The organism is Bradyrhizobium sp. 1(2017) (assembly GCF_011602485.2).
GTDB lineage: Bacteria > Pseudomonadota > Alphaproteobacteria > Rhizobiales > Xanthobacteraceae > Bradyrhizobium.
The window spans coordinates 1035236-1061111 of sequence record NZ_CP050022.2 but is presented as its reverse complement, the minus strand read 5'-3'; the positions used below and the strand labels follow the sequence as shown (position 1 = coordinate 1061111).

Sequence of the window (25876 nt, the reverse complement as noted above, 5' to 3'; positions counted from 1 at the left end):
CACCGGCGGATGTGAGGAGGCGGAATCGAGCCACAGCTCGTTTCAACAGGAGGGTCTTGGGGTTATGGGTCCTGGCTTTCGCCAGGACGACGGCGGAATGCGAGACCTTTGCAGGCCACCTCACCCCTCCCCGTCGATCGCCGGTCCCGTTCCCAGCGCGTCCGCCCCCAGGTCGGTCAGCTCGCATTCCAGGCACTCGACGTCGAGGCGGATGGCGCCGCCTTGGGCGAACAAAAGCAGAGCGCTGCCGCCGGGCTCCTGGTCGCGGCCATGCTGGGGGTGAAACTCGATGCCGACGAGGTCCAGAACCTTGTCCGGCGCGGCGAGATCGATATTGCGCGATTTGCAGGCGAGCACGCGGTCGAAGCGGAGCGCGGCGACCAGCCGGCGCGGCTCGGCCTCGCCTTCCAGCGTCTGCTCCCAGTCCAGCCGGCTCATGCCGACCACGAGCCGTTTCTCGTTCTGCCGCCAGATGATGTCGGAGGCCTGGACACGGGCGTCCTGGACATGGGTCGAGATGACAGCGAGATCATCGGCATCGAGTGCGATCAGTTTGAGCTGGGGAGACATCGCCGACGCTTTTCCTTCAGGGCGGATGGGGCTCAACGCGCGCGGGCGCCGAAATTTCCGCGGCAAGCTAACGGGTCAACGGATTAGAGGCTATTGATATCCTCCATCTCCAGCACCTTCCGCGGATACCCCTCCCGGGCGACGCGGATCATGCCGCGGCCGATCTGCTCGGTCGAGGTGACCAGCGACGGCGAGATCCGGCGCAGCACCGACCAGAGCGGCCAGGTTGCGGCATACACCGCCTGCACCCAGGCGGTCTTCGACCGGGCGCCGTGCAGGGGCTGGATCGCGCCGGGCCGGAACATGTAAGCAGCCTTGAACGGCAGCTTCAGAAGATCGTTCTCGGTCTTGCCCTTGATCCGCGCCCACATCAGCGATCCCTGCTCCGTGGAATCGGTGCCGGCGCCGGTGACATAGACGAAGGTCATCTGCGGATTGAGCCGCGCCAGCGTCGTCGCGGCAGCGAGCGTGAGATCATGGGTCAGATGACGGTAGCGCTCTTCGTTCATGCCGATCGAGGAAACGCCGAGGCAGAAAAAGCAGGCATCGAAGCCCGTGAGCTGCGCCTCGATCGCCGAATAGTCCGTGAAATCGCCGTGCACGATCTCGACGAGCTTGGCGTCGCGGTGGCCGGTCGGGCTGCGACCGACCACGAGCACGCGGTCGATACCGGGATCGATCAGGCATTCGCGCAAGACGCCCTGCCCGACCATGCCGGTCGCGCCGAAAACGATGACTTTCATCGGAGCGTCCCCAACGGGCTCGCAGCTCTCACCGCGAGCCCATCTTTTTGAAGCTTTACGCCTTGAAAAACGCCAGCAAGTCCGCGTTGATCGTCTCGGCGTGCGTGGTCGGCATGCCGTGCGGGAAGCCCTTGTAGGTCTTCAGCGTGCCGTTCTTCAGCAGCTTGGCCGACAGCGGGCCGGAATCGGCGTAAGGCACGATCTGGTCGTCGTCGCCGTGCATCACCAACACGGGCACGTTGATCTTCTTCAGATCCTCGGTGAAATCGGTCTGCGAGAACGCGACGATGCCGTCGTAATGCGCCTTCGCGCCGCCCATCATGCCCTGGCGCCACCAGTTCTGGATCACCGCTTCCGACGGTTTTGCGCCGGGGCGGTTGTAGCCGTAGAACGGGCCGGCAGGGAGGTCGCGATAGAATTGCGTGCGGCTGGCGGCGAGTTGCGCCTGGAGATCGTCGAACACGCTCTTCGGCAGACCGCCCGGGTTGGCCGCGGTTTGCACCATCAGCGGCGGCACGGCCGAGAGGATCGCAGCCTTCGCCACCCGGCTCTCGCCATGGCGCGCGATATAATGCACGACTTCGCCGCCGCCGGTGGAATGGCCGACATGGATGGCGTTCTTGAGGTCGAGATGCGCCGTCACCGCCGCAAGGTCATCTGCATAGTGGTCCATGTCGTGACCATCGGCGACCTGCGCCGAGCGGCCGTGGCCGCGGCGGTCATGGGCGACGACGCGATAGCCGCGTGTGACGAAGTACATCATCTGCGCGTCCCAATCGTCTGAGGACAGCGGCCAGCCATGGCTGAACACGATCGGCTGGCCCGAGCCCCAATCCTTGTAGAAGATCTCGACGCCGTCTTTGGTGGTGATGGTGGGCATTGCGGAGCTCCTTCGGTGAAAGACGTCATTCCGGGGCGCGCGCCAGCGCGAACCCGGAATCTGGAGATTGCTGGATCGAGGATTCCGGATTCATCACTGCGGATGCCCGGAATCACGGAGAGCATGCCGATCAGGCAAACGCCATCGGCTTGTAGCGGCGCCAGGCACCGACAGTGAGCACGACGAAGAACACCAGCACGATGCCCTGCACCACCGCGAACACCGGGCCCGACGGCGGCGCCGGCGGCACGGCGGGCGCGAGCGCGGCGAGCGCCGGCACCTTCAGGAACGACTGGATCACCAGCACGAAGACGTTGAAATAGAGCGAGATCATCGCGGTCACGATGTAGACCGGGCGCCAGACGCCGGCGAGCTTCTTGCCGTAGAGCGCGAAGCAGGCGGCCGCGAGCAGCACCAGCGAGATGATGCCGATGATGTGCGAGGGCAGGAGCTCCTTGAACGGAAACAGGAAGCCGGTGGCGCTGGTGAGGATCGTGAACAGCAGGAAGGTCGCGGTGAGGCCCGGCATCGACTTCGAGCCGAGCAGGCCGAACATCACGACGAGGCCGGCAGCGATGGCGATCAGGCTGATGATGACATGGATCAGCGTCAGGGCGGGCAGGCTCAACCCAAGCATCATGCCATCTCTCCTACTCTCAGCATTGAGGTGACGAGAGTAGTATTACGGCCCTCATGAGATTGCCACATGTACTATCGCCGCATATGCGCAGCAAGCCATGCGCCGTCGTGCGAATTGACAACGCATGCCCGGATTTTTTGCAGCGCTGTCACGAACGGCGGCAGGCTTTCGACGAAAGTTGAATCGAGCGCCGCAACATCGGCCCGCAATCGGCGGGCCGATGTTGCGCATCTCAAACTTCCTTCGTGTCGAAGATCAGGATGTCGGCGCCGCCGCTGGCGAATTTCGGCACGTCGGCGCCGGTGGCCTGGCCTTCCGGGCTGCCGAATGCGGCCTGGACGTCGGCCACGCTGTCGAAGGTGAGGACGGCGACGAGATGGATTCCGGAAGGGCCGGCGGGGGAGCCGACCGGCCCCTTGCTGACGGCGTATTTCTTCAAGCCGGGAAGTTTCTTCGCGAGCGGGATGTGCGTTTCGGCATAGTACTTGTCGAAGGCGGCAGCATCCTTGGGCGTTTTGTAGAGCACGACGACTTCAGCCATTTGGTCCTCCCATGTGAAGCTTTGTTCTTCGAAGCGCCATCGGCCTCGCGACGGGCGATAGTCCGCAGGATGCGGCGCGATGGCAAGCCTCATTCGACTTGCCATTCCCCTGTCTTGTCCTTGACTTATTCTTTGAGCACGATCTTGCCGGAAAACCGCGCCACGCTTTGCGCCGGCGCGGCCCTTCGGGTCCGGATCGTGCTCTAAAGCGCCGGTTTTGCGGCGTCGCCGAGATAACCGTGCAGGGAGGCCACGACCTGCGCGCCTTCGCCGATGGCGCCGCCGACGCGCTTGACCGAGCCGGAGCGGACGTCCCCCACGGCATAGACGCCGGGCACGGAGGTCTCCAGCGGCGCCACGAGCCGGCCCTGATTCAGTTCGGACTGCGCGCCCGTCACGACGAAGCCGCCGCGATCGAGCGTCACGCCGCAGCCGTCGAGCCAGGAGGTGGCGGGATCGGCGCCGACGAACAGGAAGAGATTGCGGATGTCGGCAGAATCCCCGTCATCGGACAAGCGGCTCTTCCAGCGGATGCGCCGCAGCAGCGAGGCCTCGTCGCCTTCGAGCGCGGTGATCTCGGTGTTGAACATCAACTCGATGTTGGGCGTGGCTTCGATGCGCTCGATGAGGTAGCGCGACATGCTGGCGCCGAGGCCACCGCCGCGGATGATCATCAGCACCTTCTTCGCATGACCCGACAGGAACACGGCAGCCTGGCCGGCGGAATTGCCGGCACCGACGAGAGCCACCTCCTCGCCGGCACAGAGCCGCGCCTCGACCGGTGAGGCCCAGTACCAGACGCCGCGTCCCTCGAACTTGTCGAGGTTCGCGATGTCAGGCCGGCGATAGCGTGCGCCGCTCGCGACCACGACCGAACGCGAGCGCAAGGGATCGCAGCCCTCGAGTGCGACCGAAAACGCGCCGTCCTTGCGCGTGCAATCGAGCGACTTCACCGTGACGGGAATCATGATGTCGGCGCCGAATTTCTGGGCCTGGGTAAAGGCGCGCGCGGTCAGCGCCTGGCCGGAAATGCCGGTCGGAAAGCCCAGATAGTTTTCGATGCGCGCACTCGCACCGGCCTGGCCGCCGAAGGCGCGGATGTCGAGCACGGCGACGGACAGCCCCTCGGACGCCGCATACACGGCGGTGGCAAGCCCGGCCGGTCCGCAGCCGACGACCGCGACGTCGTAGATACGATCATCCTTCGCCCCGCCGATCATGCCAATGGCGCGCGCAAGCTCGGTCTCATTGGGGTTGCGCAACACGGCGCCGCTCGCGGCGACCACCAGCGGCCAGTCTTCGGGCTTCGGCGAATAGCGCGCGATCAATTCGGCCGCATCGCGGTCACGCTCGGGATCGAGCAGATGATGCGGCTGACCGTTGCGCGTGAGAAAGCCCTGCAAGCGCACCACGCCGGCCGAATGCGACGGACCGATCAGCACCGGTCCGCCGATGCCGCCCTGGATCAGATTGACCCGGCGCAGGATCAGCGCGCGCATGATGCGCTCGCCGAGCTCGGCCTCGGCGACCAGCAGCGCGCGCAGCCGCTCCGGCGGCAGCAGCAGCGTCTCGACATCGCCCTCAGCGCGGCCGTCGACCAGCGCCGGCTGTCCCGAGAGCTGGCTGAGCTCGGCCAGGAACTGTCCCGGTCCCTGATCGATCACCGGCGTGACATGACCGAGGCCATCGCGCTGGGTGATGGCGACGTGTCCCTTCAGCACGACGAACATGCCGGGCCCGGGCTTGCCGGTCTCGAACAGGAACGCGCCATCGGCGTAATTGCGGACCTCGCCGAAATGCCTGACCCGCTCGATTTCGGCGGGCGTCAGCGTCGGGAAGGTCTGCTCGGGACGGGTGAAGCGCGCCATCAGCGCGTCGCGTTCGGCTTGCTGCTGTCCGTCCTGCCCCATGGCCACTGTCACGCACTCCAAATATTCAGCCGCAGTTCTTCAACTGCCAGACTTCAACCGCCAGACTTGCCGGCGGTCCCCTCATTTAGGGAACCATCGTCGTTCTGCGAGGGGGCGGCCGTTGCGGCGCGCTCACGCGCCTGCAGCTTCCGCCGCTTCAGGTTTTCGCGCAGCGCCGATTTCAAGCGGTCGTCGCGGGACGCCCTCGCCGGTCGCGCGCTCTTGTCGGTCTCGTCAGCCATGACAGGTCCATCACAATGGTCGGCGGCAGGATGCCACCGAATGGCGACAGCTCAAGAGGCCTACACCATCCATTCGTGCGAAACGCGAAATGGATCGAATCCCGCCCTTGGGCAACTGGCCACTTGGCCGGGGATATGGCCCCTGGAACAGCGGAGAGTCGATGCTTTCCGGCCAAAATCGCCATTTTGACCCCGATATCGCCCCGTTTTTCTCATTCTGACGGGACCTGCAAGCTTGCACAGGAGGGGGGCTTGTGGCAGATATCGGCCCGCTTGGTAGGCCCCTCGGGCGCCCGATTCTTCACCAGCACATGCTGCCGTAGCTCAGTGGTAGAGCACTCCATTGGTAATGGAGAGGTCGACAGTTCAATCCTGTCTGGCAGCACCATTTTCTTCCGTTCAATCACGCACAGATCGGCGTTCTCGCGGCTCAAGGCGCCCGAGTTTTGCTCTTCTCTTTCGCCCTCTTGAAGTGAAGAGGGCGCAGGGAAGGCCGGGTGCCGGCTGGCACCCACGATCCGCTGTGCGAAGAATTTGCGCACGCAAATGCACAGGCGGACAACAGGTGGGCCGGAAAACACCCGGCCTTCCCTGCGCGATGGGTTGACGGCTTATGCGCGCTCTCCCCGGAGCCGAGTTCCTTCTGGCCTCCGTCACCTCGCGAATTGGCGATGCATCCAGACCCGGTCGAGCCCAAAAGCATCTCCGCAAGGCTTGACCGTAGCAACGACGGTCAGGACCACGCGTTTTCGCCGTACGCAGCTTCCGGCTCCGCCAAAAGGCTTCGCCGGATGTTGGCGCCGTCCGTCCGCACGCAGTGAGAGCCTCACGAGGTTCATCTCGCCCTGGCCTCACCTTCGCGTGCCCGACGCAGCCGCGTCCACCGCACCCCCGCCCACGTTTCGTTACGACGTACGATCGCCCCTCTCCGAGGGCCGGGATGGCACGATGGTGCCGCAAATCCGAATTTCGGTAAAGTGGAATCTTTTTGCGAGCGGGGGTTGACCGGTTTTGCGCAAAAGAGGGTGTTTTGCCCGACGGGTCGACGATGACCGTTTACGACCACCCTTAGGAGACATTCCGCCGCTTGAACGAGATCACCATGAACACCGGTAGGAGTTCGGCCCTGGCACCCTCGGTCCCGCCGCAACCTAATTTTCTGTCGGCCGTTGTCAGAATTATGGATGATCCAGGAGAAACCCATGAACACGCTGACACCAGCTGCTACACTCGCAAAAAAAGGGAAGACGCCGTTCCCTGGCGAAAGCGACGCCTATCGCAAGGCGCGCGAGACTTTGCTCGCGGACGAGATCGAATTCAGGCGCCATATGACGCGACTTGCCGACGAACGCCGCGCGTTGCCGCCCGGGCCGCTCATTATGAAGGATTATCGTTTCAAAGACGCGAATGGCAGCGATGTGGGCCTGATCGACTTGTTCGGCAAAAATGACGCGCTTGTCACTTATTTCTGGATGTATGGCCCGCAACGTGAGCGTCCCTGCCCGATGTGCACCAATTGGCTCGGGGCAGTGAATGGCAATGCCGCAGACATTAAACAGAGGGTCGCGCTCAAGATCCTCGGCCGCAGCAGTGTCGAGCGGCAGTTGGCCTTTGCAAGCGAGCGGACCTGGCGGCATCTCGACTTCGTGCAGACGGTCGGGGACGACTATGCCAACGACCTCGGCCTGCTCAACGCCAACGGCTCGGAAAATCCTGCGCTGGTTGTGTTCAAACGTGACGGCGACAAGGTGCGGTTGTTTTGGGCGAGCGAGATGACGCAAGAAATGGCGGACCCGGACCAAGACCCACGCGACGCGCCCGACGTTGCTTCGCTATGGTCAATCCTCGACCTGACGCCGGGCGGGCGAGGCACCGACTGGTATCCCAAGCTAACCTATTAAGGCAACGTGTTCGCAGAGATCGACAGTTTGATGTTCTGCGCCAACTTCATCACCCGCCGACGACGGTCAGTCCGATGGGCGTCGGCATGAAACGGGCGGTTTACGTTACGTCCGGAATTGGCCCATGAGCGAAGTGGCGGCACGTCCCAATGAGGTCCGCTCCTTGAGGCATTGCGGGCCCGATTTGCTCAGGTTGATTCCTTCGGATGTTGCTCCTCAGGGCGTGCTGATTTTATGCGGGAACCTGATCAAACCTCCCGCCCGCCCGCAGCCGAACGTTCGGACGTATTGCGGTCAAGTTTGTGCCGCAGCGCGGCAAGATCGATAAATTCGTCAGCCTGACGCCTGAGCTCATCGGCAATCATTGCTGGTTGGGTTGAGATCGTCGACACCACGGAGACACGAATGCCCAGACGCTGAACAGCTTCCACTAGCGAGCGGAAGCCGCCGTCGCCAGAGAACAACACCATCTCGTCAAATTGTTTTGCGAGCGCCATCGCATCCACCGTGAGCTCGACATTCATATCGCCCTTTATCCTGCGCCGGCCATTTGCGTCGACGAACTCTTTGGCTGTCTTGGTGACTACCGTGTAGCCGTTGTAGTTGAGCCACTCGACTAGTGGACCGATCGAACGGTTCGCCTCCTCGGAAATGGTCGTGTAGTAGAACGCGCGCAATGTTGATCCGAAATACTGGAATTCCCGAAGAAGGCGTATGAAGTCGATGTCGAAACCGAGCGCTTTGGACGCTGCATGAAGATTGGGGCCATCGATAAAGAGGCCGATCTTGGACGATGGCTGAAATACCATTTACTTCCTCTTCAAATTTCTTAAGCTGATCAAATTGGATGCGTCGATGGCAATTTTTGGAATAAGCCGTGTCGCATGTTGTCATCTTGAGCCAATTGTTTGATGTTTGGTGCCTACGTCGCAAAGCTGCGACAGGACGGTAACTGGCATGGGTATTCCCGCGAAGTCACCGCTATATGCAGTCCCAAGTGCGGCCGGTGCTGCCGCACGAATGGCATGTGCAAAGCTGCACGCCATCGGAGTGCCGCTGCCGCCCTTGTTGGAAAGGGCAGGTCTGACGGTCGACGAAGTTGAAGACCCCAGCCGTCGGCTTGAAGTTGCGGCCCAGGTGAAGTTTTTGAAGGTTGCAGCCGATGCGCTGCAAGATGATCTTCTTGGATTCCGACTATCTCAGGCTTTTGAGATGCGTGAAATCGGGCTGCTCTACTATATTCTGTCGTCGTCGGGCAGCTTCGTGGATGCCATGAGCAACAGCGAGCGCTACACGAGTATCGTCAATGACAGCATTAAGATAAATTTTGAGGCCAACCGCGCAGTCATTACAATCGACTGCGTCGGCGTGGAACGCCTATCTGACCGGCATCAGTTTGAGTTTTGGCTATTTTCGATAGTGCGTTTGTGCCGACAAATCACCGGGACGCGACTTGCGCCGAAACGGTTTAGCTTCAGGCATTCGCGCGAGGCAACGCCACCGGAGTGTCGCACGTTTCTGGGATGTGATGTGACATACGGAGCGGATGTTGACGAAATTGTTCTTCCAGCGCAGGTGAACGCGCTTCCGATTGTCGGCGCCGACCCCTACTTGCACGAGATGCTGGTGCGGTACGCAGATGAAGCCTTAACGGAGCGGACACCGGAACGAGCCAGCCTTCGCTCAAGAGTAGAGCATGCGATTGGTCACCTGCTTCCGCACGGAAAGGCAAAGGCCACAATCGTCGCAAAGGAGCTTGGCGTAAGCCATCGCACCCTTGCGCGCTTATTGGCAGCGGAAGGACTCACCTATTCCGGGATACTGGATCAAAGCAAGGCCGATCTTGCGAAGTCTTATTTGACACATGGCGATCTCTCAATATCCCAAATTGCTTGGCTGCTGGGTTATCGAGAAGTGAGCACGTTTACGCACGCGTTCAAGCGGTGGTATGGAATCGCTCCTACCGAACTACGTTCTGGTGCAGGCACGGCAACAACTGATTAAATGGCTGTAGAAGCTCCTGCGCTCGACGCCATTGGTTTATTGACCGGTGGATGATTTCTGCTTGTGCCCCCAAAACGGACATTCAACCGCATGGACTGGCGGCGAAGCGCAACTACGCTTGATCCAGTCATTCAGGGGAGGAGCAGATGAGGCGAAGAGAATTCGTTGCGGCTGCTGCCGCGCTGATTGTTTCCTCGCGACGTTCGCTGGCGCAACAGGCACGTCGGCGCATTGGCTTTCTTGCTGTCAATGAGCTCATGCCGAGTTGGCAGAGCGCTTGGCTTGGCGGCCTACGAAATCATGGCTGGGTCGATGGAAGCAACTTGACCATCGAATATCGCTTTGCTCGATCAGCGGATCGTTTGCCTGCTCTGGCCGCTGAACTGATCGCGCTCAACCCGGAATTGATTATGGCTGGCAACCCTGCATCAGCCGCAGCCTTGAAGTCGGCCACGTCCAGTATACCAATTGTATTCGTGGGGACGGCGGACCCTGTCGGGATCGGCTTTGTCCAAAGCCTATCGCGGCCCGGCGGCAACATAACGGGGCTTGCGACCTTTGTCCCCGGACAGTTCATCAGTAAGCAAGTCCAGTTCGTTCGAGAGCTGGTTCCCAACGCCACGAGAATCATGATCCTGAGCAATCCTGGCAACCTGATCCATAGGAGGGTGATAGCCGAGGAACTGCCACAAACGTCTCGGCAACTGGGGGTCACGTTCCCCGTAGTAGAAGCGACGGTAGCTGAGGAGTACGATGCAGCGTTTGTCTCGGCCGCAGCTCAGCATGCCGAAGCAATCGTTGTTTTTGCCGATTTTACCACCCTTCGCAACTCGACCCGCATAACCACGCTGGCGGCCAAGCATCGGATTCCCGCAATATATCTCGGCCGCAACTATGCTGTTGATGGCGGACTGATTTCGTACGGTCCTGATTTTCCTGATATGTGGCTTCGTGCGGGTGGCTACGTCGATAAAATCCTCAAAGGTACGGCGCCTTCCGGCCTGCCCGTCGAGCAGCCGACCAAATACGAACTAGTGATCAATATGAAAACAGCCAAAGCGCTAGGTCTCACCGTGCCGCCAGCATTGCTCGCCAGCGCCGACGAGGTGATTGAGTAGCTTCCATTCTCCGCAACTCATCAGTCCGGTTGTGGCCCCAAAGCGGAAGCAATCAATCATTTGATCGCAATTTTTGCCACCTGGATCACCTCGGCATATTAGCAATTGGCGATGCCTTTCGGCCCGGTCGAGCCTCAAAGCATCTCCGCAAGGCTTGACCGTAGCAACGACGAAGGACCACGCGTTTTCGCCGTACGCAGCTTCCGGCTCCGCCAAGAGGCTTCACCGGATGTTGGTGCCGTTCCTCCGCTCGTCTTGCGCGGGAGAGTGTGTTTTGCCCGACGGGTCGACCGACATCCGCTCACGACCAAAGCAACCCGGGAGCTGTTTTGTGCCCGAAGCGATGTTCAACGAAGGCTCGAGCCTGCATGCCCCTCTGGCGCGTCACGGTTTGCGGTCATGAACACTCCGCAACTGTCGCTATCGCTGCAATCGGCGGCGCATCGCAGAGATATCCGCAAGCTTTGGACGCCTTTCGGCCCTTCGTTTCTCGGCCTGTTCCACCCGGCCGCGAAGGCTTTGAAGCTCGGCCAATTGAGAGCTCAGCAACCCGATGCGTTCGCGCAGAACCACGATGCGGTCGCGCACCAGACCACGATTACACATCAGCGCCCCCTACTGTGACTGCCAAATAATTGTTATCGGGAAAATAAAACAACCCAAGCTGCGAATTTAATCGTAGGGCAGGCGCATGAAAAAGCTGTGAAACACCGCACAAAGCGCGTAAAAAATGCATCCCTGAACAGCTTCGCCAGCCTTCAAAATTTCGTGTCTGGCGTTCCAATTAACCATTTATCTCGATCCAATTTTAATGAGACAATAATCCTGCTTGTTAGCGCGCGCCGCGCAGATCAACGTGCCGACCATTGCTATTTTCCGCGCATCGGCGGGCGCGGAAAACCGATCTCTCGAAGAGTGCCATCGAGATCGTTCGATCGGACCTCTTGGTTCGGAGACACTCGCCATGATCGAACGTCGTGTCATGAAGCGGATACCGATCAACCGGGCGGCCCGGCTGTCATTTGGCGAAATGAGCGGAACGTATCCGTGCGTGGTACGCGACATCAGCGCCCTCGGGGCCTGCGTCTCCACGCCGTACTACATATTTGCCCACGAATTTAAGCTGTCATTCGACGGCCATTCCGGGATGTTCTTCTGTCGCGTCGTGTGGAGGAAGCAGACACTTTGCGGCGTATCCTTCTTTATGCGTCGCCGCTCGCCGAGACCTGCGAATGATTCCAGCGGCACGACGAACGTGGTGCGACTTGGCCGCCCGATCGCGGGTCGCCGTGGGCGCTGCTAGCTCGAAAGTGCCGACGTGCTTTCTTGTGCGCGGCGACGAGGCGATCGAACAGCCTCCCTGGAATGTCCTCGCCTGGCCCTTGTCGAGGCGGCTGGCGGCGTTTCGCTACGCTCTACCTATCCGGCACGATCAATTGTCGCCACCCAGCTGCTGTCGGGTGAGGCGGTCGTCGGCGCGGCGCAGGCGCCGGCATAGCTCGCGATTGATGTTCTGCAGGACGATCACGTAGGCGTGGATATCGGCCTTGTAGCAGGCATAGAGATTTTGGGCCGTCAGCTCGTACAGCACCGTCGCACTCTCAGCGACCACCGTGGCGGAGCGGTTTTGCATTTCGATCAGCGTCATCTCACCAAAGAAATCGCCGGGCTTCAAACGGGAAATCTGTACGACACGCCCCGCATTCGCCCGCTTGCTCACCGCCAGCAGGCCGGATTTGACGATGAACATCGAGCGTCCCGGCTCGCCTTCCGCCACCACGATCGCACCGGCATCGAAGTGGCGTTCGACCAGCATCGACATCAGGAGGTCGAGGCCTGCGTCCGGAAGACCACCGAAGAACGGCGTCGCGAGCAGGAACGCTTTCAGGTCGGGGACAGCGACAACCATCGCGCTAAGATACGCCCCGCCGCTATCTGCGGCAAGCAGAGCAGGCATCGCCCCTTCCTCAAACTCGAGCTATCCGGGCCGGCGTCCCTTGATCGCGTGTGCGCGCGCATTGCAGGTGATGCGGCCATCGGTATCGGTCGGCATGCGCGCACGGACCTGCGCGATGAGCGCCTCGACGTCCGCGGGCTTCATCGCGGCAACCGACGGCCGAAGCGCGGGAGACTTCAGGCTCGTGGCCCAGAAATCGTCGAAGCCAGAAAACGTCCGCTGCACCGTAATCTCCCGCGTTTGCACGTCCGCAAGACCTGCCCCGAGCCACAGCTCGCGCAACGCGTCCATGCGAGACGCGTCCATTCGCGGCGGCCGGTTTGCCGGAATGCCCATGGCCTTGATCTCGTCGTAGATCGGATCGAGCGGAAAGCCGCCACCCAGCATGTCCCACATATACGTCACAACGGAACCACCGGGGACAACGACCCGAACCATTTCACTGATGCCCTTGACGGGGTCCGGAAGGAACACGAGAACCAGTGCCATCACAGCCGCATCGAAGCTGCGGTCGGCGAAAGGAAGCGCCATGGCATCACCCTGGCGAAACTTCGCCAGGCGCGCGGCAGGTCGCGTCCGCGCAAAGGCGAGTTGCTCGGCCGAGGGATCGATGCCCTGGACCTCGACGGGGGCGCATCGCTCGACCAACAGTTCGGTGAAGGCCCCGTTGCCGCAACCGATGTCGATCCATCGCAAGCCTGCGGGAGGCGCCAGCCAATCGAGGAATATCTCGCCGGCGGACCGGCTCCAGATTCCCATCATCTGCTCGTAGGCGGCACCGTCGTCGAAGCGAATTGTCTGCTCTGCCATTCCGAGATCCTCCCGGCCCGATGACGATCCTTGGCGCGTGTCATTCTGCGCACAAAGGTTGGGATGGGGAAAGTGTCGGGTGGAAGCTAATCCGCCTTGGCCTGTTCCCGTGCGACACTCTCGCCGCGCAGCGCCCGCCTCCGCCAAAGGTCAGCCATCACCTTTGCGGCCGCCAGCAGGATCAACGCACACAGCGCCGCCTTCGAGATCGCCTCCATCGTCCCCTCGATCAGCAGGCAATGGACCACGCTGCCTGCGACGATGACGATCGCGAGGGGGATATGGATGACGCGCCAGGTTCGCAGCCGCAGTCCCAACCGCCGGCGCAGCAGAGCCAGGAGCGCGACGATGAAGATGGCCCACATGGCGGTCACGCCGAAGGGGGAGAACGGCGTCGGCGACGCATAGGTCAGCGCGTCGATCATGTCGGGCGGGCTGGTGATCCAGAGGCCGGCGACGTGGATCACCACCGCGACGACCAGCGCGCCGCCGATCCAGTGATGGGCACGCCGGCCGCGATAGGCCGACAGGCCCGGCAGATAGCCGCCGATCAGCAGGGGCTGAACGAGCACGAGGCCGAGGGCGATGATCCCCGTGAATCCGGCGAGGATGTAGACCGGACCGCGCCATGCGAGCTGCTCGCTTGTCGCGGCGAGCGCGACCGGCACGCCGATGGCCAAGGCAAGGGCGACCCAGATCAGGGGCGCCCTTGCCGATCTCCATCCTTTCATCGGCAAGTCGGCTCAGGCCGGCTGAAGCACGAAGTGCGCCTCGAGGCTGGTTTCCTTTGCGCTGCGCATCACCGGCCGCAGGAACACGGTCTTGAAGTCACCGCTGTCATAGGCGAGGTGGCCATGCGGCTGGCCGAAGATGGGAATGATCTGCGGCATCTCCAGCCGGAACTTGCCGTCCTTGTCGGTGAGCGTGGCGCCGTGGCTTTGCGGCTCGTGCTCCTGCCCTTCGACCGTGTGCGCCCAGATCTGAATGCGCTGCCCCGCGAGCGGCGTGCCGTCGCCGGCGCGGCGGACGGTGCCGCTCATCCAGAAGCCGCCCTTGCCGATCCGCTCCACGACCGCCGCGCCCTTGCGGTAATTATTCGCCCCGCCCGACATCGTTTCGGTCGGCGCGAGGCCCGCCGCGCGGGCCGGCAACAGCAATCCGGAAACGCCTGATGCCAAGACCCCGGTTGCGAGGACGGAGCCGCCCGCGACGAGCAGGCTTCGGCGGTTGAATACGACCGTGGTCATGTCGGTTCCTCCTGGCAACCCTTCGGTTGCTCCTGCAGGCTACAACAACAGGCGCAAAACGCCCAGTTGCGACGAAGGGCGCCAAGGGCCGCAATAACAGTGTTGTGAACGAGGATGCGGGCTGCCCGAATAGCTTCGTGGGATGGTCGAACGGAGTGAAACCCTCCGCTCGTTCGGCGGCGAAGAGGATGGGTTCTCAAGTGCTCTACCCATCCTGCGCCGTGACACTACATGTGATGGCGCTCCCCCTCCCGCCGGTGCCCCCCATGATCCCCTTCTCCGTGCTCGACCTCGCGCCCATCCGCCAGGGTGGCGACGCGTCGCAGGCGTTTCGCAACTCGCTCGATCTCGCCCAGCATGCCGAACGCTGGGGCTTCAAGCGGTTCTGGCTAGCCGAGCATCACAACATGACCGGGATCGCGAGCGCGGCGACCTCGGTGGTGATCGCCCATGTCGCGGGGGGGACCAAGACGATCCGCGTCGGGTCCGGCGGGATCATGCTGCCGAACCATTCGCCGCTGGTCATCGCCGAGCAGTTCGGCACGCTGGAATCGCTCTATCCCGGGCGGATCGATCTGGGGCTGGGCCGCGCGCCGGGCACCGACCAGTTCACCGCGCGGGCGCTGCGTCGCGACCTCGCCACCACGTCCGAGAATTTTCCGCATGACGTCCTGGAATTGCAGGCGCTGCTCGGCGATTTGCAGCCAAACCAGGCGATCCGCGCCGTGCCCGGCATGGGGACGAAGGTGCCGCTGTGGATCCTGGGATCGAGCACCTTCGGCGCGCAGCTCGCGGCCATGCTCGGCCTGCCCTTCGCCTTCGCCTCGCATTTCGCGCCGCAGATGATGATGCCGGCGCTGCGCGAATATCGCGCGCGCTTCGAGCCCTCGGCACAGCTCGACAAGCCCTATGCAATCGTCGGCGTCAACGTGTTCGCGGCGGACAGCGACGCCGAGGCGCGGCGGATGTTCTCCTCGCTCCAGCAGCAGTTCATCAACCTGCGCCGCGGCACGCCCGGCCCGCTGCCGCCGCCCGTCGACGACATGGACGCGCTGTGGTCGCCGGCGGAGAAGGCCATGGTCGGCCAGTCCCTGTCGTGCTCCGCGGTCGGCTCGCTCGAGGTGGGGGAAGAGAAGCTGAAAACGCTGATCCTCGAGACCGGGGCCGACGAGCTGATGACGACGGGGCAGATCTACGACCATTCCGCGCGGCTGCGCTCGTTCGAGATCGCAGCGGCGGTGCGGGATCGGCTGGCGAAGCAGCCGGCCGTGTGAGCGGGATCGCGCTCGTCATTGCGAGCCACCGGGTCCGCGCGAAGCGCGGCCCGATGACAGGCTCCGCGAAGCAATCCAGGCTGCCTTCGCGGAAACAGTCTAGATTGCTTCGTCGCTTCGCTCCTCGCAATGACGGCGGCCCCGTCTAATCCGGAAAGCCGAACAGCTTTGCCGGATTGTGGACGAGGATCTTCTCCAGCTCCGCCTGGTCGGGCGCGTAGCGGTACATCAGCTTGAGCAGATCGGCATCGTTCGGCGGCTGCTTCACCGAGACCGGATGCGGCCAGTCGCTGGCCCAGACGCAGCGGTCGGGTGCAGCCTCGATATAGGTCCGCGCGATCGGAATCACGTCGTCGTAGGGGGCGCCGGCCTTCGATGTCTTCTCGCCGAGCGACAGCATGACCCAGAAATTGCCCTTCGTGAGCAGCTCCAGCATCTTGCGCAGATTCGGATCGTTCCTGCCGGCCTCCGGATCGGGGCGCGCCATGTGGTCGATCAGCACGGGCACGTCGAGGTTCTCGTATTTGGCGACGCTGGAGACGATGCCGTCCTTCTCCGGCTGGATCTTGACGTACCAGCCGAGCTCGCGGATGCGGGCGATGGCGCGGGCGAAATCGGCATCCGACAGCACCGCGCCGAGCTCCTGGCGGAAGCTGAAGCGGGCCCCGCGCACGCCGGCGTCATGCAGCCTGGCGAGATAGGAATCGTTCGCCTCCGCAAACACCAGCGCGTTGGCGCAGCCGCGATAGTTCGGGCCCATCGCGGCGAGGCCGTCGAGCACGACGGCATGGTCGGCGCCGTAAGTGGTGGTCTGCACGATGATGCCGCGCTCGATGCCGAGCGTCTTGTGCATGCGCAGCGCCGCTTCCCAGGTCGCGGTCGGCATCCGATAGGCCGCGCCGGGCCGCTCCGGATATTTGTCGATCGGCCCCAGCACGTGAAACTGGCTGTCCACGGTCTTCGGCGGCGGTGCCTTGACCGGGCGGCGCGGATTGGGATCGAACGGCAGATAGGTCGGCATGCGCGAAGCTCCTTCAGTCGATCACGGCGGTGAAGTCGCAACTCACCAGCGCGCCGCCGTCCATGTTGTCCATCGGCAGCGCGTGGCGCGCGGGCCGAGAATGCTCGTCCGGAAACATCTTCAGCCACTCGACATTGACGGGGCCGCGCTGCGTGCGGTCCTTCAGCCATACCGTCATCTTGATGATGTCGTCGGTGGTGCCGCCGGCGGCTTCCACCGTCGCCTTCATGTGCGCGAACATGTTGGCGCATTGCGCGTCGAGGCTCTCGGGCATCGCATTGGTCGCGGGATCGCGGCCGAGGATGACGCCCGACATCACGAGATTGCCGATGCGGCAAGCATTCGGAATCGGATTGACGTGCTTGAAGCCGCCGATGTGGATGCTCCTGCGCCGCGATTGACCCGTCATGATGCGCTCCCTGTTTCCAGTTGGTTCAGACGAACTGGCACGACACCGAGCCGAACGCGCCGTAGTCGGCGTGGAAGGTGTCGCCGCGGCGAATGTCGACCGGCCGCGTGAACGATCCCGCCAGCACCACCTCGCCGGCGGCGAGATGCTCGTCGTGTGGCGCGAGGCGGTTGGCGAGCCAGGCGATGCCGTTGGCGGGGTGGTTCAGCACGCCGGCGGCAAGACCGGTCTCCTCGACCTCGCCGTTGCGGAACAAGAGCGCGCCGATCCAGCGCAGATCCGCATCCAGGGGGCGGAACGGCCGGCCACCAAGGACCAGCGCGGCGTTTGCGGCGTTGTCCGAGATCGTGTCCATCACCTTGCGGGTCTTGCCCGTCTCGGGGTCCACGCGATGCATGCGCGTCTCCAGGATTTCCAGCGCGGGCGTGACGTAGTCGGTGGCGTTGAGCACGTCGAAGATGGTGCAGTCGGGTCCCCGCAGCGGCGCCTTCAGTACGAAGGCGAGCTCGACCTCGATGCGGGGCGCATGGAAGCGGTCGAACGGGATCGGCGTCGCGTCGGCATAGAACATGTCGGCGAACAGCACGCCGTAATCGGGCTCGTTGATACCGACCGCGTTCTGCATCGCCTTGGAGGTCAGGCCGATCTTGTGTCCCTTGATGACGCGGCCACGGCCGAGCTGAAGCCTGGTCCAGGCGCGCTGGACGGCATAGGCGTCCTCGATGCTGAAGTCGGGATATTCCTTCGTGAGCATCGGGATCAGCGATTTCGTGCGCTCGGCCTCGTCAAGGCGCGCGGCGAGCCGTTCGATCGTGGCGGCGTCCAGCATCGTCTACTGCTCCGCGGCGACGGTGTTGTGCAGCACGCCGATGCGGCTGGATTCGACCTCGACGACGTCGCCCACCTTGAGCCAGCGCGGCGGATCGAAGCGCGCGCCGGCCCCCGTCGGCGTGCCCGTCACGATCATGTCGCCGGGTTTGAGGGTCGCGAAGGTGGAGAGATAGGAGATCAGGACATCGAACGGGAACATCAGCCGCTCGGTCGTGTCCTGCTGCCGCACCTCGCCGTTGACGCGGGTGACGATATCGTGCGGCCCGCGCGGGTCGAGCTCGTCCGACGTGACGATCCACGGGCCGATGCTGCCGGAGCGGTCGAAGTTCTTGCCTTGCGTGACGTTGAACTTGCCATGACGCAGCCAGTCGCGGATCGTGCCCTCGTTGCACAGCGTCATGCCGAAGATGTGCGACCACGCCTTGTCGCGCGAAATGTGACGGCCGCCCTGCCCGACCACCACAACGAGCTCGCCTTCATAGTCGAGCTGATCGGAAACCTTCGGCTTCTCGAGCGGCTGGCCGGAGCCGGCCATGGAGGACATGCTGCGCACGAACAGGCTCGGATATTTGGGCAGCTCCGAATTGTCCTTGTACTCGGCGTTGCGCTCGGCGTAGTTGACGCCGATGCACCAGAGCTTTTCCGGTGCCAGCACCGGCGGCAGCAGCACGAGCTTGTCCAGCGCGTAGTCCGGTCGTTGTCCGGCGACTGCTTCCTGCGCATCGGCGAGTGCGTTGGCGGCGATCAGCGCTTTCACGTCCGAATAATCGCGGCCGATGCGCCTGGTCAGATCGACCACCCCGCCTTCGACGGCCGCGCCATAGCGCGGCTCCCCGTCGAGGAGATAGCTCAGCAGTCGCATTGTCATGTCCTCCGATGATCTCGAGGCGGCTGGGCGGGATGACCGGCCCGCGCGCTCAGTCTTTCGATTTGGGCGTCTGGAACACGGTGTTCAGCGTCACGATCTCGCCGAGCCGGGCATAACGTGGACCGCCGATGCGCGCGATCGGGTCGAGCGCCCCGGTCTCGACCTTGCCGTCATTCACGAGCCCGTCGCGGATGTGGAACATCACGACCTCGCCGACGATCAACCGGCTGCGCGCCTCGCCGAATTCCAGGCACTGCCGGAAGCGGCATTCCATGGCGACGGGCGCCGCAGCGAGCCGGCGCACCTTGATGAGCTCGCAGGACAGCGTTTCCAGCCCGAGATGCTCGACCTCGCTGATCTCAGGCGGATGCTCGACCGAGCTGTCATGCAGCGCGGTCATCAGCGGGGTATCGGCGATGTGGATGACATATTCCTCGGTATCGAGGATGTTGTGCGCGGTGTCCTTGTAGTCGGCGCCCTTGCGGCCGACGCTGATGGCGAGCATTGGCGGCTTCTGCGAGACGAACGTGAAGGCGCTGAACGGCGCGAGATTGAGCACGCCGCTGCGCGACAGGCTGGTGACCCACGCGATCGGGCGCGGCACCACGATGCCGGTCATCAGCCGGTAGATGCGCTCCGCGCCGAGCTCGGTGGGATCGATCCGCATCGATCAGTCAGCCTTGATGTTGGCCTTGCGCACGACCGGGATCCACTTGGCGTCCTCGCGCGCGAGATAGGCCTTGAACTCGTCGGGCGTCATTGGTGTCGCCTCGCCGCCGAGCTTCTCGAACTTGTCGGCAATGGCCGAGTCCTTCAGGATCGCAACCAGCGTCTCGTGCAGCTTCTCCACGATCGGCGCCGGCGTGCCCGCGGGCGCGAACAGGCCGGTGAAGGTCTGGCCGTCGAAGTCCTTGTAGCCGAGCTCGGCGAAGGTCGGCACGTCAGGCAACGATTTCAGGCGGTGCGGACTGGTGACGGCCAGCGGGCGGAACAGGCCGGCCTTGATGTGCTGGAGGCTGACCGTGAGCTGGTCGAACGCGAACTGCACCTGGCCGCCGAGCAGGTCGTTGATCGCGGGCGCGTTGCCGCGGTAATGCGCGGTGACCCATTGCAGGTCGAGGTTCGACTGCATCAGCTCGCTGAGGAGATGGTTGGTGGTGCCGGGACCCGGCGAGGCCATGGTCAGCTTGCCGGGCTCGCGCTTGGCGAGATCGATGAACGCCTTGAAGTTCGTCGCCTGCACCGACGGATGCACCTCGAGCACCAGCGGCGTCATCGAGATCGTCGAGATCGGCAGAAAATCCTTCTTCCAGCTATAGGCGTCGCGTTTGTTGATCTCGGTCGCGAACAGCACCGGGCCGTTGGCGCCGACGAACAGCGTGTAGCCGTCGGGCGCCGATTTCGCGAAGGCTTCGCCCGCGATCATGCCGCCGGCGCCGGCCTTGTTCTCGATGACGAAGGGCTGGCCGAGCTTTTCCTGGAGCTTGTCGGCGATGATGCGCGCCGCGCTGTCGACATTGCCGCCGGCCGGATAGGGCACGATCAGCTTGACGTTGCGCGCCGGCCATTGCTGGCCCGACGCAGGCCCTGCCAGCATCGCGGCAGCGGCGGCCATGGCAATCCAGATCAATCGCATCTCAACCTCCCGACGGCGCTTCCAATTCCATATCGGGTGCCGATGACGTCGCGCATGGCATCCCGATCGGGGCGCATCTTCAGATGGGCGCTTGTCCTGTCGAGGGAATTGTGGCGTTCTTGTCCATATTATGGACAGAACGAGATTCGCCCGCAATGCGATGGAGCCGCGCCAGGGCGCGCAGGCAATCCGCCGCGCGCTCGCGGTGCTGCGCATTCTTGCCGCAGGTCGCGAAGACGGTGTGCCGCTGGCCGAGGTGGTGCGGGCCACCGGCCTCACCCGCCCGACCGTGCATCGCATCGTCCATGTGCTGATCGAGGAAGGCATCGTCGAGCGGCACGAGCGGACTGGCCGCTATGCGATCGGCAACCAGGTGCCGGAGCTGGCACTCGCGCGCCCCCGGCCGTCGCGGCTGCTGGTCGCCGCCAATCCATCCCTGCGGCGCACTTCCAGCGAGATCGGCGACACGCTGTTCCTGACGGTGCGCACCGGCAACGACACGCTGTGCGTCGATCGCAGGATCGGCGTCTATCCGATCCAGGTGCTGTCGATCGAGGTCGGCGCGCGCCGGCCGCTCGGCGTCTCCAGCGCCGGCGTCGCCATCCTCGCCGCGATGCCGGCGCAGGACGCCCGTAAAATCGTCGCGGCGAACGAGAAGCGGTTCGAAGCCTACCGGACCGATGTGGCGACGGTGATGGGCGAGGTGACCGCGGCAAGACGGCTCGGCTATGGCCTGCGGGAGATCGGCCTCGTGCAGGGCACGAAATCGATCTCGACCTGGATCAAGACGCCGGACGGGCAGCCGGCTGCCGCGATGACAGTCTCCGCCGTTCGGACGAGGCTCGGCCCGCGCCGCGAGCAGGAGGTCGCGGAGATCCTGCTGCGCGAGGCGCGCAGCATCGAGCAGGCGATCCGGGGGACTCTCGATTAGGACGCGGCCCCTACCGCAGCGTCATGGCCGGGCTTGACCCGGCCATCCACGCCTTTTCAACCGCACGAAGACCGTGAATGCACGGGACCTGGCGAGCGGAAGCGCCGCCGTCCTTCGGACGGCGATGCCCGGGCATGACGACCGCTCGAGAAGAGTCAATGGGCTGACTTCGTGCGTGCTTTTGTGGCACAACGCCCCATCGCCGATCGACCAACGAGGTCACGCATGCCCGCACCCAAACCGCCCGCCTTCGAGACCCTGAGCCTGCATGCGGGCCAGCACCCAGATCCCGCGACCGGCGCCCGCGCGGTGCCGATCTACCAGACCACATCTTATGTGTTCCAGGATTCCGACCACGCCGCCGCGCTGTTCAACTTGGAGCGCGCCGGCCACATCTATACGCGCATCTCCAATCCAACCACCGGCGTGCTGGAGGAGCGGCTTGCGGCGCTGGAGGGCGGCGTCGGCGCGATCTGCACCGCCAGCGGCATGGCGGCGCTGCATCTGGCGATCGCGACGCTGCTCAGCGCCGGCGACCACATCGTAGCGTCGAGCTCGCTCTATGGCGGCACCATCAACCTGCTGGCGCACACGCTGCCGCGCTTCGGCATCACCACGACCTTCGTCAAGCCGCGCGATCTCGACGCGTTCCGCGCGGCGATCAAGCCGATTACGAAGCTCGTGATCGGCGAGACCATCGGCAATCCCGGACTTGAAGTGCTCGACATTCCCAAGGTCGCGGCGATCGCGCATGAGGCGAAGATTCCGCTGCTGATCGACAACACCTTTGCCACGCCCTATCTCAGCCGGCCGATCGAGCTCGGGGCCGACATCGTGATGCATTCGGCGACCAAATGGATCGGCGGCCACGGTATCGCGATCGGCGGCGCCATCGTCGACGGCGGCCGGTTCGACTGGCGCGGATCCGGCAAATTCGGCGTGCTGACCGAGCCCTATGGCGGCTATCACGGCATCGTCTTCGACGAGCAGTTCGGCACCGCCGCCTTCATCATGCGCGCCCGAACCGAGGGCCTGCGCGATTTCGGGGCCTGCCTGTCGCCGACCAATGCGTTCCAGCTGCTGCAGGGCGTGGAGACGCTCGGCGTGCGCATGGACCGGCATATGCAGAACACGCACCTCGTGCTGGACGCTTTGAGCGCCAACAAGGCCGTGGACTGGGTGCTGCATCCCTCGCTGGAGAATCACACGGACTATCAACTGGCAAAGCAGCTGTTGCCGCGAGGTGCCGGCTCCATCATCTCCTTCGGCATCAAGGGTGGGCGAACCGCCGGCCGCAAGTTCATCGAATCGCTGCGCATGATCAGCCATCTCGCCAATGTCGGCGACGCCAAGACGCTGGTGATCCACCCCGCCTCGACCACGCACCAGCAGATGGATGCCGAACAGCTCAAGGCCGCCGGCATCGGCGAGGAACTGGTGCGGCTCTCGGTCGGGATCGAGACGGCAAGCGACATCATCGACGATCTCGCCCAGGCGCTGCGCATCTCGCAAAAGGTTTGAGCCATGAATCTCTCCGTCAACGGCACCGAGGTATTTGTCGCAACCGGCGGCCGCGAATTCGACAAGTCCCTGCCCGCGGTCGTCTTCATCCACGGCGCCGGCTTCGATCATTCCACCTGGGCGCTGCACACGCGCTGGTTCGCCCATCACGGCTTTGGCGTGCTGGCGCCTGATCTGCCCGGCCACGGCCGCTCGGCCGGCCCCTCGCTGTCTGACATCGCCGAGATGGCCGACTGGACCGCGGCGCTTCTTGACGCGGCGGGCGCGGCGAAGGCGCATCTGATCGGCCATTCCATGGGGTCGCTGATCTCGCTGGAGACGGCGGCACGCCACCCGAGCAAGGTCTCCGCGCTGAGCCTGATCGGCACCGCTGCGACCATGACGGTCGGTCCGGATCTCTTGAAGGCGGCCGAAGCCAATTCGCAGGACGCAAACGACATGGTTTCGATCTGGGGTCTCGGCTTCAACGCGGAGCTCGGCGGCAGCCTCGCGCCGGGCCTGTGGATGCATGGCGGCGCTCAGGCGGTGCTGAAGGCTTGCGAGCCGGGGGTGCTGTTCAGGGATCTGTCGGCCTGCAATTCCTACGCGAACGCGCTTGCCGCCGCCGCGAGCGTGAAGGTGCCGACCACGCTCATTCTTGGCGAACGGGACATGATGACGCCGGCCAAGGCCGGCAAGGCGCTTGCGGCGGCCATTCCGCATGCCAGGACCGTCGTCGTGCCGGGCGCCGGTCACATGATCATGGCCGAGCGGCCTGACGAGCTGCTGGCGGCGCTGAGGACCTGAGAAGGATCAATCTTCGCGCCAGCGCGTTGCGGTCGGACATCCCTGCAATTCCAAGGGAACTCGACCCATGCCAAGACAGGACATCATCCGCAAAGCCAAGCAGGACAAGCGCGCCGGAAAATCGGCGAGCACGCAGGCCGGCGAATTCGTCAAGGACCAGATCGACAAGATCAGGAAGGGCAGGCACGGCGCACGCTCGACGAAGCAGGCCATTGCCATCGGCCTTTCCGAGGCGCGCCGGGCCGGCGTCGATCTGCCGCCGCCGCGCAAAGGTCGAACCAAAAAGTCGACGCGCCGCAGCGCCAAATATGCCTATGAGGTCGGCCAGGGCAAACGCATGCCCAAACGGCGGCCGCGCGTATCGCGTGCCGTCGAGAACGTCCTGAAGAAGGAGCCGCGCTCGACGGCATCGCATAGCGCATTGTCGAAGCAGGCCAGGAGCGCCGCAAGCCGCCGATCCGCCGCATCGCGATCGGCCGCTGCGCGAAAGGCGAGCCATACCAAGGGCGCCAAGGTTCGCGCCGCCGCCGCCAAGAAGGCGGCGCGCACGAGGGCGCGCCGCAAGCGTTAGGACTTGCAAGCGCTAAGACTTGCAGCCCTAAGACTTGGACGATCGTAGGAGCCAGGCGTCCACTTCCAGACGATCTTTGCGTCTCGGTTCAGTTGGCGAAGAGTGAGGCGTTCGCGCGGCGGCTCCGCTCGGAGAACACGGCCCGGGCGGCCCGCTCGGCCTCACGCGCCGAGCGGAACTGGCGGCCCTCGAGGCTGTCGAACAGGCGCTCGGAGGAGAAGAAGCGGAAACCGCGCGCATCTCGCGTGACGATACCGGCGGCGCGGTCGTGGATTTCGATGATGTAAGCGTTCGATCGTGCTTGGGACATGGCTGCTCATGCGCCGAAATTCTCGGCGTTCCTGACTAGGCCTGTGCGATGTTGGGGGCTGCTAGGAGGCGGTCAGCAACAACAACAGGCGCCCGTTGCCGCCGAGAAACAGCGCCGCGTCATGCACGCATGCATGCCGTTCGGATTGCGCTGGTGATCGAATCTCATATCGCGGCATCACGCTCGAGGAGCAGTTTGGTGTCTTGCGAATATCCAGCGATTGGGGCCCCTGGTCAATGAAATGGCTATCCATATTTGCCGAGAGCGCGCTCGAGCACTTCTCCCGCAGGAAGCACCGGCAGGCGGATTCATCTCGCGATGAGTTCAACACTCCTGCGCGGCCGGCATGATAGGCTTCTTGCAGAAACACAGCAGACGAATTCGGAGTTCCAGGCATGGTGAACGATCTGAAGGGGCGCACGGCCCTCGTCACCGGCGGCTCGCGCGGAATCGGCGCGGCCGTCTGTCGTGCACTGGCCAACGCCGGCGCGGCCGTGGCGATCAATTGCCGTGAGCAGATCGGACAGGCCGAGCAGTTGGCAGGCGAGATCGGCAAGCAGGGCGGCCGCGCCATCATCGTCGCCGCCGATGTGTCTCAACGCGAGGCCGTGGCCGGCATGGTCGAACGCGTTACAGCTGGACTCGGCCCTATCGATATCCTCGTCAACAATGCCGGCATTGCCATCACGCGCGGAATCGACGACCTCACCGAGGACGATTTCGACCGCACCATCCTGGTCAATCTGAAATCCGCGTTCCTGTGCACCCAGGCGGTGCTGCCGTCGATGCGCGCCAGGAAATGGGGCCGCATCGTCAACATCTCCTCCGGGGCCGCGCGCGGCGCCGGCTCGATCGGCCCTCACTACAATGCATCAAAGGCCGGCATGGAAGGCCTGACGCGGGGCTATGCGGCGCGGCTGGTCAAGGACGGCATAACGGTCAACGCGGTGGCGCCGTCCCTGATCGAGACCGACATGATGAGCGGACAGCCGCAGCTCGTCAGCCGCATCCCGCTCGGCCGGTTCGGCACGGCCGACGAGGTGGCGAAAGCCGTGATGCTGCTGGTCGACAATGCCTACATGACCGGGCAGACGATCGCACTCAGCGGCGGGATGGCGTTTAATTGAGGGGCACTGCCGTGCGCCGCGGGCGCCG

At 63.7% G+C, this 25876-nt stretch carries 30 protein-coding genes and 1 tRNA gene; 12 read left to right on the top strand and 19 right to left on the bottom strand.

Annotated features, from left to right (window positions below; all coding sequences use genetic code 11):
* Positions 1 to 120: 120 nt before the first annotated feature.
* The 7 genes from HAP40_RS04985 to HAP40_RS04955 form a co-directional block, all read right to left on the bottom strand.
* Positions 121 to 570: a DUF2948 family protein gene (locus HAP40_RS04985; RefSeq protein ID WP_166818836.1), complete on the bottom strand. Its 450-nt coding sequence runs from the start codon at positions 568 to 570 to the stop codon at positions 121 to 123.
* 83 nt (positions 571 to 653) lie between these two features.
* Positions 654 to 1313, bottom strand: coding sequence for an NAD(P)H-binding protein (locus HAP40_RS04980; protein WP_166818837.1), 660 nt, complete (start codon positions 1311 to 1313; stop codon positions 654 to 656).
* Between the two features lie 55 nt (positions 1314 to 1368).
* Positions 1369 to 2193 (bottom strand): alpha/beta fold hydrolase, encoded by an 825-nt coding sequence (locus tag HAP40_RS04975; RefSeq protein ID WP_166818838.1) that lies wholly within the window; start codon positions 2191 to 2193, stop codon positions 1369 to 1371.
* Positions 2194 to 2323: 130 nt separating this feature from the next.
* A complete protein-coding gene (locus tag HAP40_RS04970) occupies positions 2324 to 2833 on the bottom strand; it encodes a hypothetical protein (RefSeq protein WP_166818839.1) in 510 nt (169 codons plus the stop codon).
* A gap of 232 nt (positions 2834 to 3065) precedes the next feature.
* Positions 3066 to 3374, bottom strand: coding sequence for an EthD family reductase (locus tag HAP40_RS04965; RefSeq protein WP_166818840.1), 309 nt, complete (start codon positions 3372 to 3374; stop codon positions 3066 to 3068).
* Positions 3375 to 3577: 203 nt separating this feature from the next.
* Positions 3578 to 5284, bottom strand: coding sequence for an FAD-dependent oxidoreductase (locus tag HAP40_RS04960; protein WP_166819617.1), 1707 nt, complete (start codon positions 5282 to 5284; stop codon positions 3578 to 3580).
* 53 nt (positions 5285 to 5337) lie between these two features.
* A complete protein-coding gene (locus HAP40_RS04955; protein ID WP_166818841.1) occupies positions 5338 to 5526 on the bottom strand; it encodes a hypothetical protein in 189 nt (62 codons plus the stop codon).
* 313 nt (positions 5527 to 5839) lie between these two features.
* Here HAP40_RS04955 and HAP40_RS04950 point away from each other — a divergent pair.
* Together HAP40_RS04950 and HAP40_RS04945 are read left to right on the top strand one after the other, a co-directional pair.
* A tRNA-Thr gene (locus HAP40_RS04950) sits at positions 5840 to 5914 on the top strand.
* A gap of 814 nt (positions 5915 to 6728) precedes the next feature.
* Complete coding sequence (locus tag HAP40_RS04945) at positions 6729 to 7427, top strand: DUF899 family protein (protein ID WP_166818842.1); 699 nt, start codon at positions 6729 to 6731, stop codon at positions 7425 to 7427.
* A 248-nt stretch (positions 7428 to 7675) separates the two neighbouring features.
* Here HAP40_RS04945 and HAP40_RS04940 read toward each other — a convergent pair whose 3' ends face one another.
* Positions 7676 to 8236: an NYN domain-containing protein gene (locus HAP40_RS04940; protein WP_166818843.1), complete on the bottom strand. Its 561-nt coding sequence runs from the start codon at positions 8234 to 8236 to the stop codon at positions 7676 to 7678.
* 148 nt (positions 8237 to 8384) lie between these two features.
* Between HAP40_RS04940 and HAP40_RS04935 the strand changes: the two genes are divergently transcribed.
* The 4 genes from HAP40_RS04935 to HAP40_RS04920 all read left to right on the top strand — a co-directional run bounded on the left by HAP40_RS04935 (position 8385) and on the right by HAP40_RS04920 (position 11852).
* Positions 8385 to 9431: an AraC family transcriptional regulator gene (locus HAP40_RS04935; protein WP_166818844.1), complete on the top strand. Its 1047-nt coding sequence runs from the start codon at positions 8385 to 8387 to the stop codon at positions 9429 to 9431.
* A 146-nt stretch (positions 9432 to 9577) separates the two neighbouring features.
* Positions 9578 to 10549: an ABC transporter substrate-binding protein gene (locus tag HAP40_RS04930; RefSeq protein ID WP_166818845.1), complete on the top strand. Its 972-nt coding sequence runs from the start codon at positions 9578 to 9580 to the stop codon at positions 10547 to 10549.
* 399 nt (positions 10550 to 10948) lie between these two features.
* Positions 10949 to 11173, top strand: a complete 225-nt coding sequence (locus HAP40_RS04925) for a hypothetical protein (RefSeq protein ID WP_166818846.1) — start codon at positions 10949 to 10951, stop codon at positions 11171 to 11173.
* Positions 11174 to 11378: 205 nt separating this feature from the next.
* Complete coding sequence (locus HAP40_RS04920) at positions 11379 to 11852, top strand: PilZ domain-containing protein (RefSeq protein ID WP_246741171.1); 474 nt, start codon at positions 11379 to 11381, stop codon at positions 11850 to 11852.
* A 129-nt stretch (positions 11853 to 11981) separates the two neighbouring features.
* Here the strand turns inward: HAP40_RS04920 and HAP40_RS04915 are convergent, their stop codons facing one another.
* The 4 genes from HAP40_RS04915 to HAP40_RS04900 form a co-directional block, all read right to left on the bottom strand.
* Positions 11982 to 12458, bottom strand: coding sequence for a cyclic nucleotide-binding domain-containing protein (locus HAP40_RS04915; protein WP_166819619.1), 477 nt, complete (start codon positions 12456 to 12458; stop codon positions 11982 to 11984).
* Positions 12459 to 12527: 69 nt separating this feature from the next.
* Positions 12528 to 13316 carry a class I SAM-dependent methyltransferase gene (locus tag HAP40_RS04910; RefSeq protein ID WP_166818847.1) on the bottom strand — a complete coding sequence of 263 codons (789 nt, stop codon included), beginning with the start codon at positions 13314 to 13316 and terminating at the stop codon, positions 12528 to 12530.
* Between the two features lie 86 nt (positions 13317 to 13402).
* Complete coding sequence (locus HAP40_RS04905) at positions 13403 to 14047, bottom strand: ferric reductase-like transmembrane domain-containing protein (RefSeq protein WP_166818848.1); 645 nt, start codon at positions 14045 to 14047, stop codon at positions 13403 to 13405.
* A 12-nt stretch (positions 14048 to 14059) separates the two neighbouring features.
* A complete protein-coding gene (locus tag HAP40_RS04900) occupies positions 14060 to 14563 on the bottom strand; it encodes a Twin-arginine translocation pathway signal (RefSeq protein ID WP_166818849.1) in 504 nt (167 codons plus the stop codon).
* A gap of 266 nt (positions 14564 to 14829) precedes the next feature.
* Here HAP40_RS04900 and HAP40_RS04895 point away from each other — a divergent pair, with 266 nt between their 5' ends.
* Positions 14830 to 15837: an LLM class flavin-dependent oxidoreductase gene (locus HAP40_RS04895; protein ID WP_166818850.1), complete on the top strand. Its 1008-nt coding sequence runs from the start codon at positions 14830 to 14832 to the stop codon at positions 15835 to 15837.
* Between the two features lie 145 nt (positions 15838 to 15982).
* On the opposite strand, the gene HAP40_RS04890 is transcribed toward HAP40_RS04895, so the two are convergent.
* From HAP40_RS04890 to HAP40_RS04865, 6 genes are read right to left on the bottom strand one after another with little or no spacing between them, the layout of a single operon-like run.
* Positions 15983 to 16858, bottom strand: a complete 876-nt coding sequence (locus HAP40_RS04890; RefSeq protein ID WP_166818851.1) for an amidohydrolase family protein — start codon at positions 16856 to 16858, stop codon at positions 15983 to 15985.
* A gap of 13 nt (positions 16859 to 16871) precedes the next feature.
* Positions 16872 to 17267: a RidA family protein gene (locus HAP40_RS04885; protein ID WP_166818852.1), complete on the bottom strand. Its 396-nt coding sequence runs from the start codon at positions 17265 to 17267 to the stop codon at positions 16872 to 16874.
* 25 nt (positions 17268 to 17292) lie between these two features.
* The gene (gene hpaH, locus HAP40_RS04880) at positions 17293 to 18096 is read right to left on the bottom strand and encodes a 2-oxo-hept-4-ene-1,7-dioate hydratase (protein WP_166818853.1); all 804 of its coding nucleotides are present in this window, start codon (positions 18094 to 18096) and stop codon (positions 17293 to 17295) included.
* A 3-nt stretch (positions 18097 to 18099) separates the two neighbouring features.
* Positions 18100 to 18960: a fumarylacetoacetate hydrolase family protein gene (locus HAP40_RS04875; RefSeq protein ID WP_166818854.1), complete on the bottom strand. Its 861-nt coding sequence runs from the start codon at positions 18958 to 18960 to the stop codon at positions 18100 to 18102.
* Positions 18961 to 19015: 55 nt separating this feature from the next.
* Positions 19016 to 19633, bottom strand: a complete 618-nt coding sequence (locus HAP40_RS04870) for a flavin reductase family protein (protein WP_166818855.1) — start codon at positions 19631 to 19633, stop codon at positions 19016 to 19018.
* Positions 19634 to 19636: 3 nt separating this feature from the next.
* Positions 19637 to 20602, bottom strand: coding sequence for a Bug family tripartite tricarboxylate transporter substrate binding protein (locus HAP40_RS04865; protein ID WP_166818856.1), 966 nt, complete (start codon positions 20600 to 20602; stop codon positions 19637 to 19639).
* A gap of 130 nt (positions 20603 to 20732) precedes the next feature.
* On the opposite strand from HAP40_RS04865, the gene HAP40_RS04860 reads away from it, so the two are divergent.
* The 4 genes from HAP40_RS04860 to HAP40_RS04845 all read left to right on the top strand — a co-directional run bounded on the left by HAP40_RS04860 (position 20733) and on the right by HAP40_RS04845 (position 24411).
* Positions 20733 to 21533, top strand: coding sequence for an IclR family transcriptional regulator (locus HAP40_RS04860; RefSeq protein ID WP_166818857.1), 801 nt, complete (start codon positions 20733 to 20735; stop codon positions 21531 to 21533).
* A gap of 225 nt (positions 21534 to 21758) precedes the next feature.
* Positions 21759 to 23054: an O-acetylhomoserine aminocarboxypropyltransferase gene (locus HAP40_RS04855; protein ID WP_166818858.1), complete on the top strand. Its 1296-nt coding sequence runs from the start codon at positions 21759 to 21761 to the stop codon at positions 23052 to 23054.
* Positions 23055 to 23057: 3 nt separating this feature from the next.
* Positions 23058 to 23840: an alpha/beta fold hydrolase gene (locus HAP40_RS04850; RefSeq protein ID WP_166818859.1), complete on the top strand. Its 783-nt coding sequence runs from the start codon at positions 23058 to 23060 to the stop codon at positions 23838 to 23840.
* A 67-nt stretch (positions 23841 to 23907) separates the two neighbouring features.
* Positions 23908 to 24411: a DUF6496 domain-containing protein gene (locus tag HAP40_RS04845; protein WP_166818860.1), complete on the top strand. Its 504-nt coding sequence runs from the start codon at positions 23908 to 23910 to the stop codon at positions 24409 to 24411.
* A gap of 88 nt (positions 24412 to 24499) precedes the next feature.
* On the opposite strand, the gene HAP40_RS04840 is transcribed toward HAP40_RS04845, so the two are convergent.
* On the bottom strand, positions 24500 to 24721 hold the full coding sequence (locus HAP40_RS04840) for a hypothetical protein (RefSeq protein ID WP_166818861.1): 222 nt from the start codon (positions 24719 to 24721) through the stop codon (positions 24500 to 24502).
* 395 nt (positions 24722 to 25116) lie between these two features.
* Here HAP40_RS04840 and HAP40_RS04835 point away from each other — a divergent pair, with 395 nt between their 5' ends.
* Positions 25117 to 25848 carry an SDR family NAD(P)-dependent oxidoreductase gene (locus HAP40_RS04835; RefSeq protein ID WP_166818862.1) on the top strand — a complete coding sequence of 244 codons (732 nt, stop codon included), beginning with the start codon at positions 25117 to 25119 and terminating at the stop codon, positions 25846 to 25848.
* Positions 25849 to 25876 lie beyond the last annotated feature (28 nt).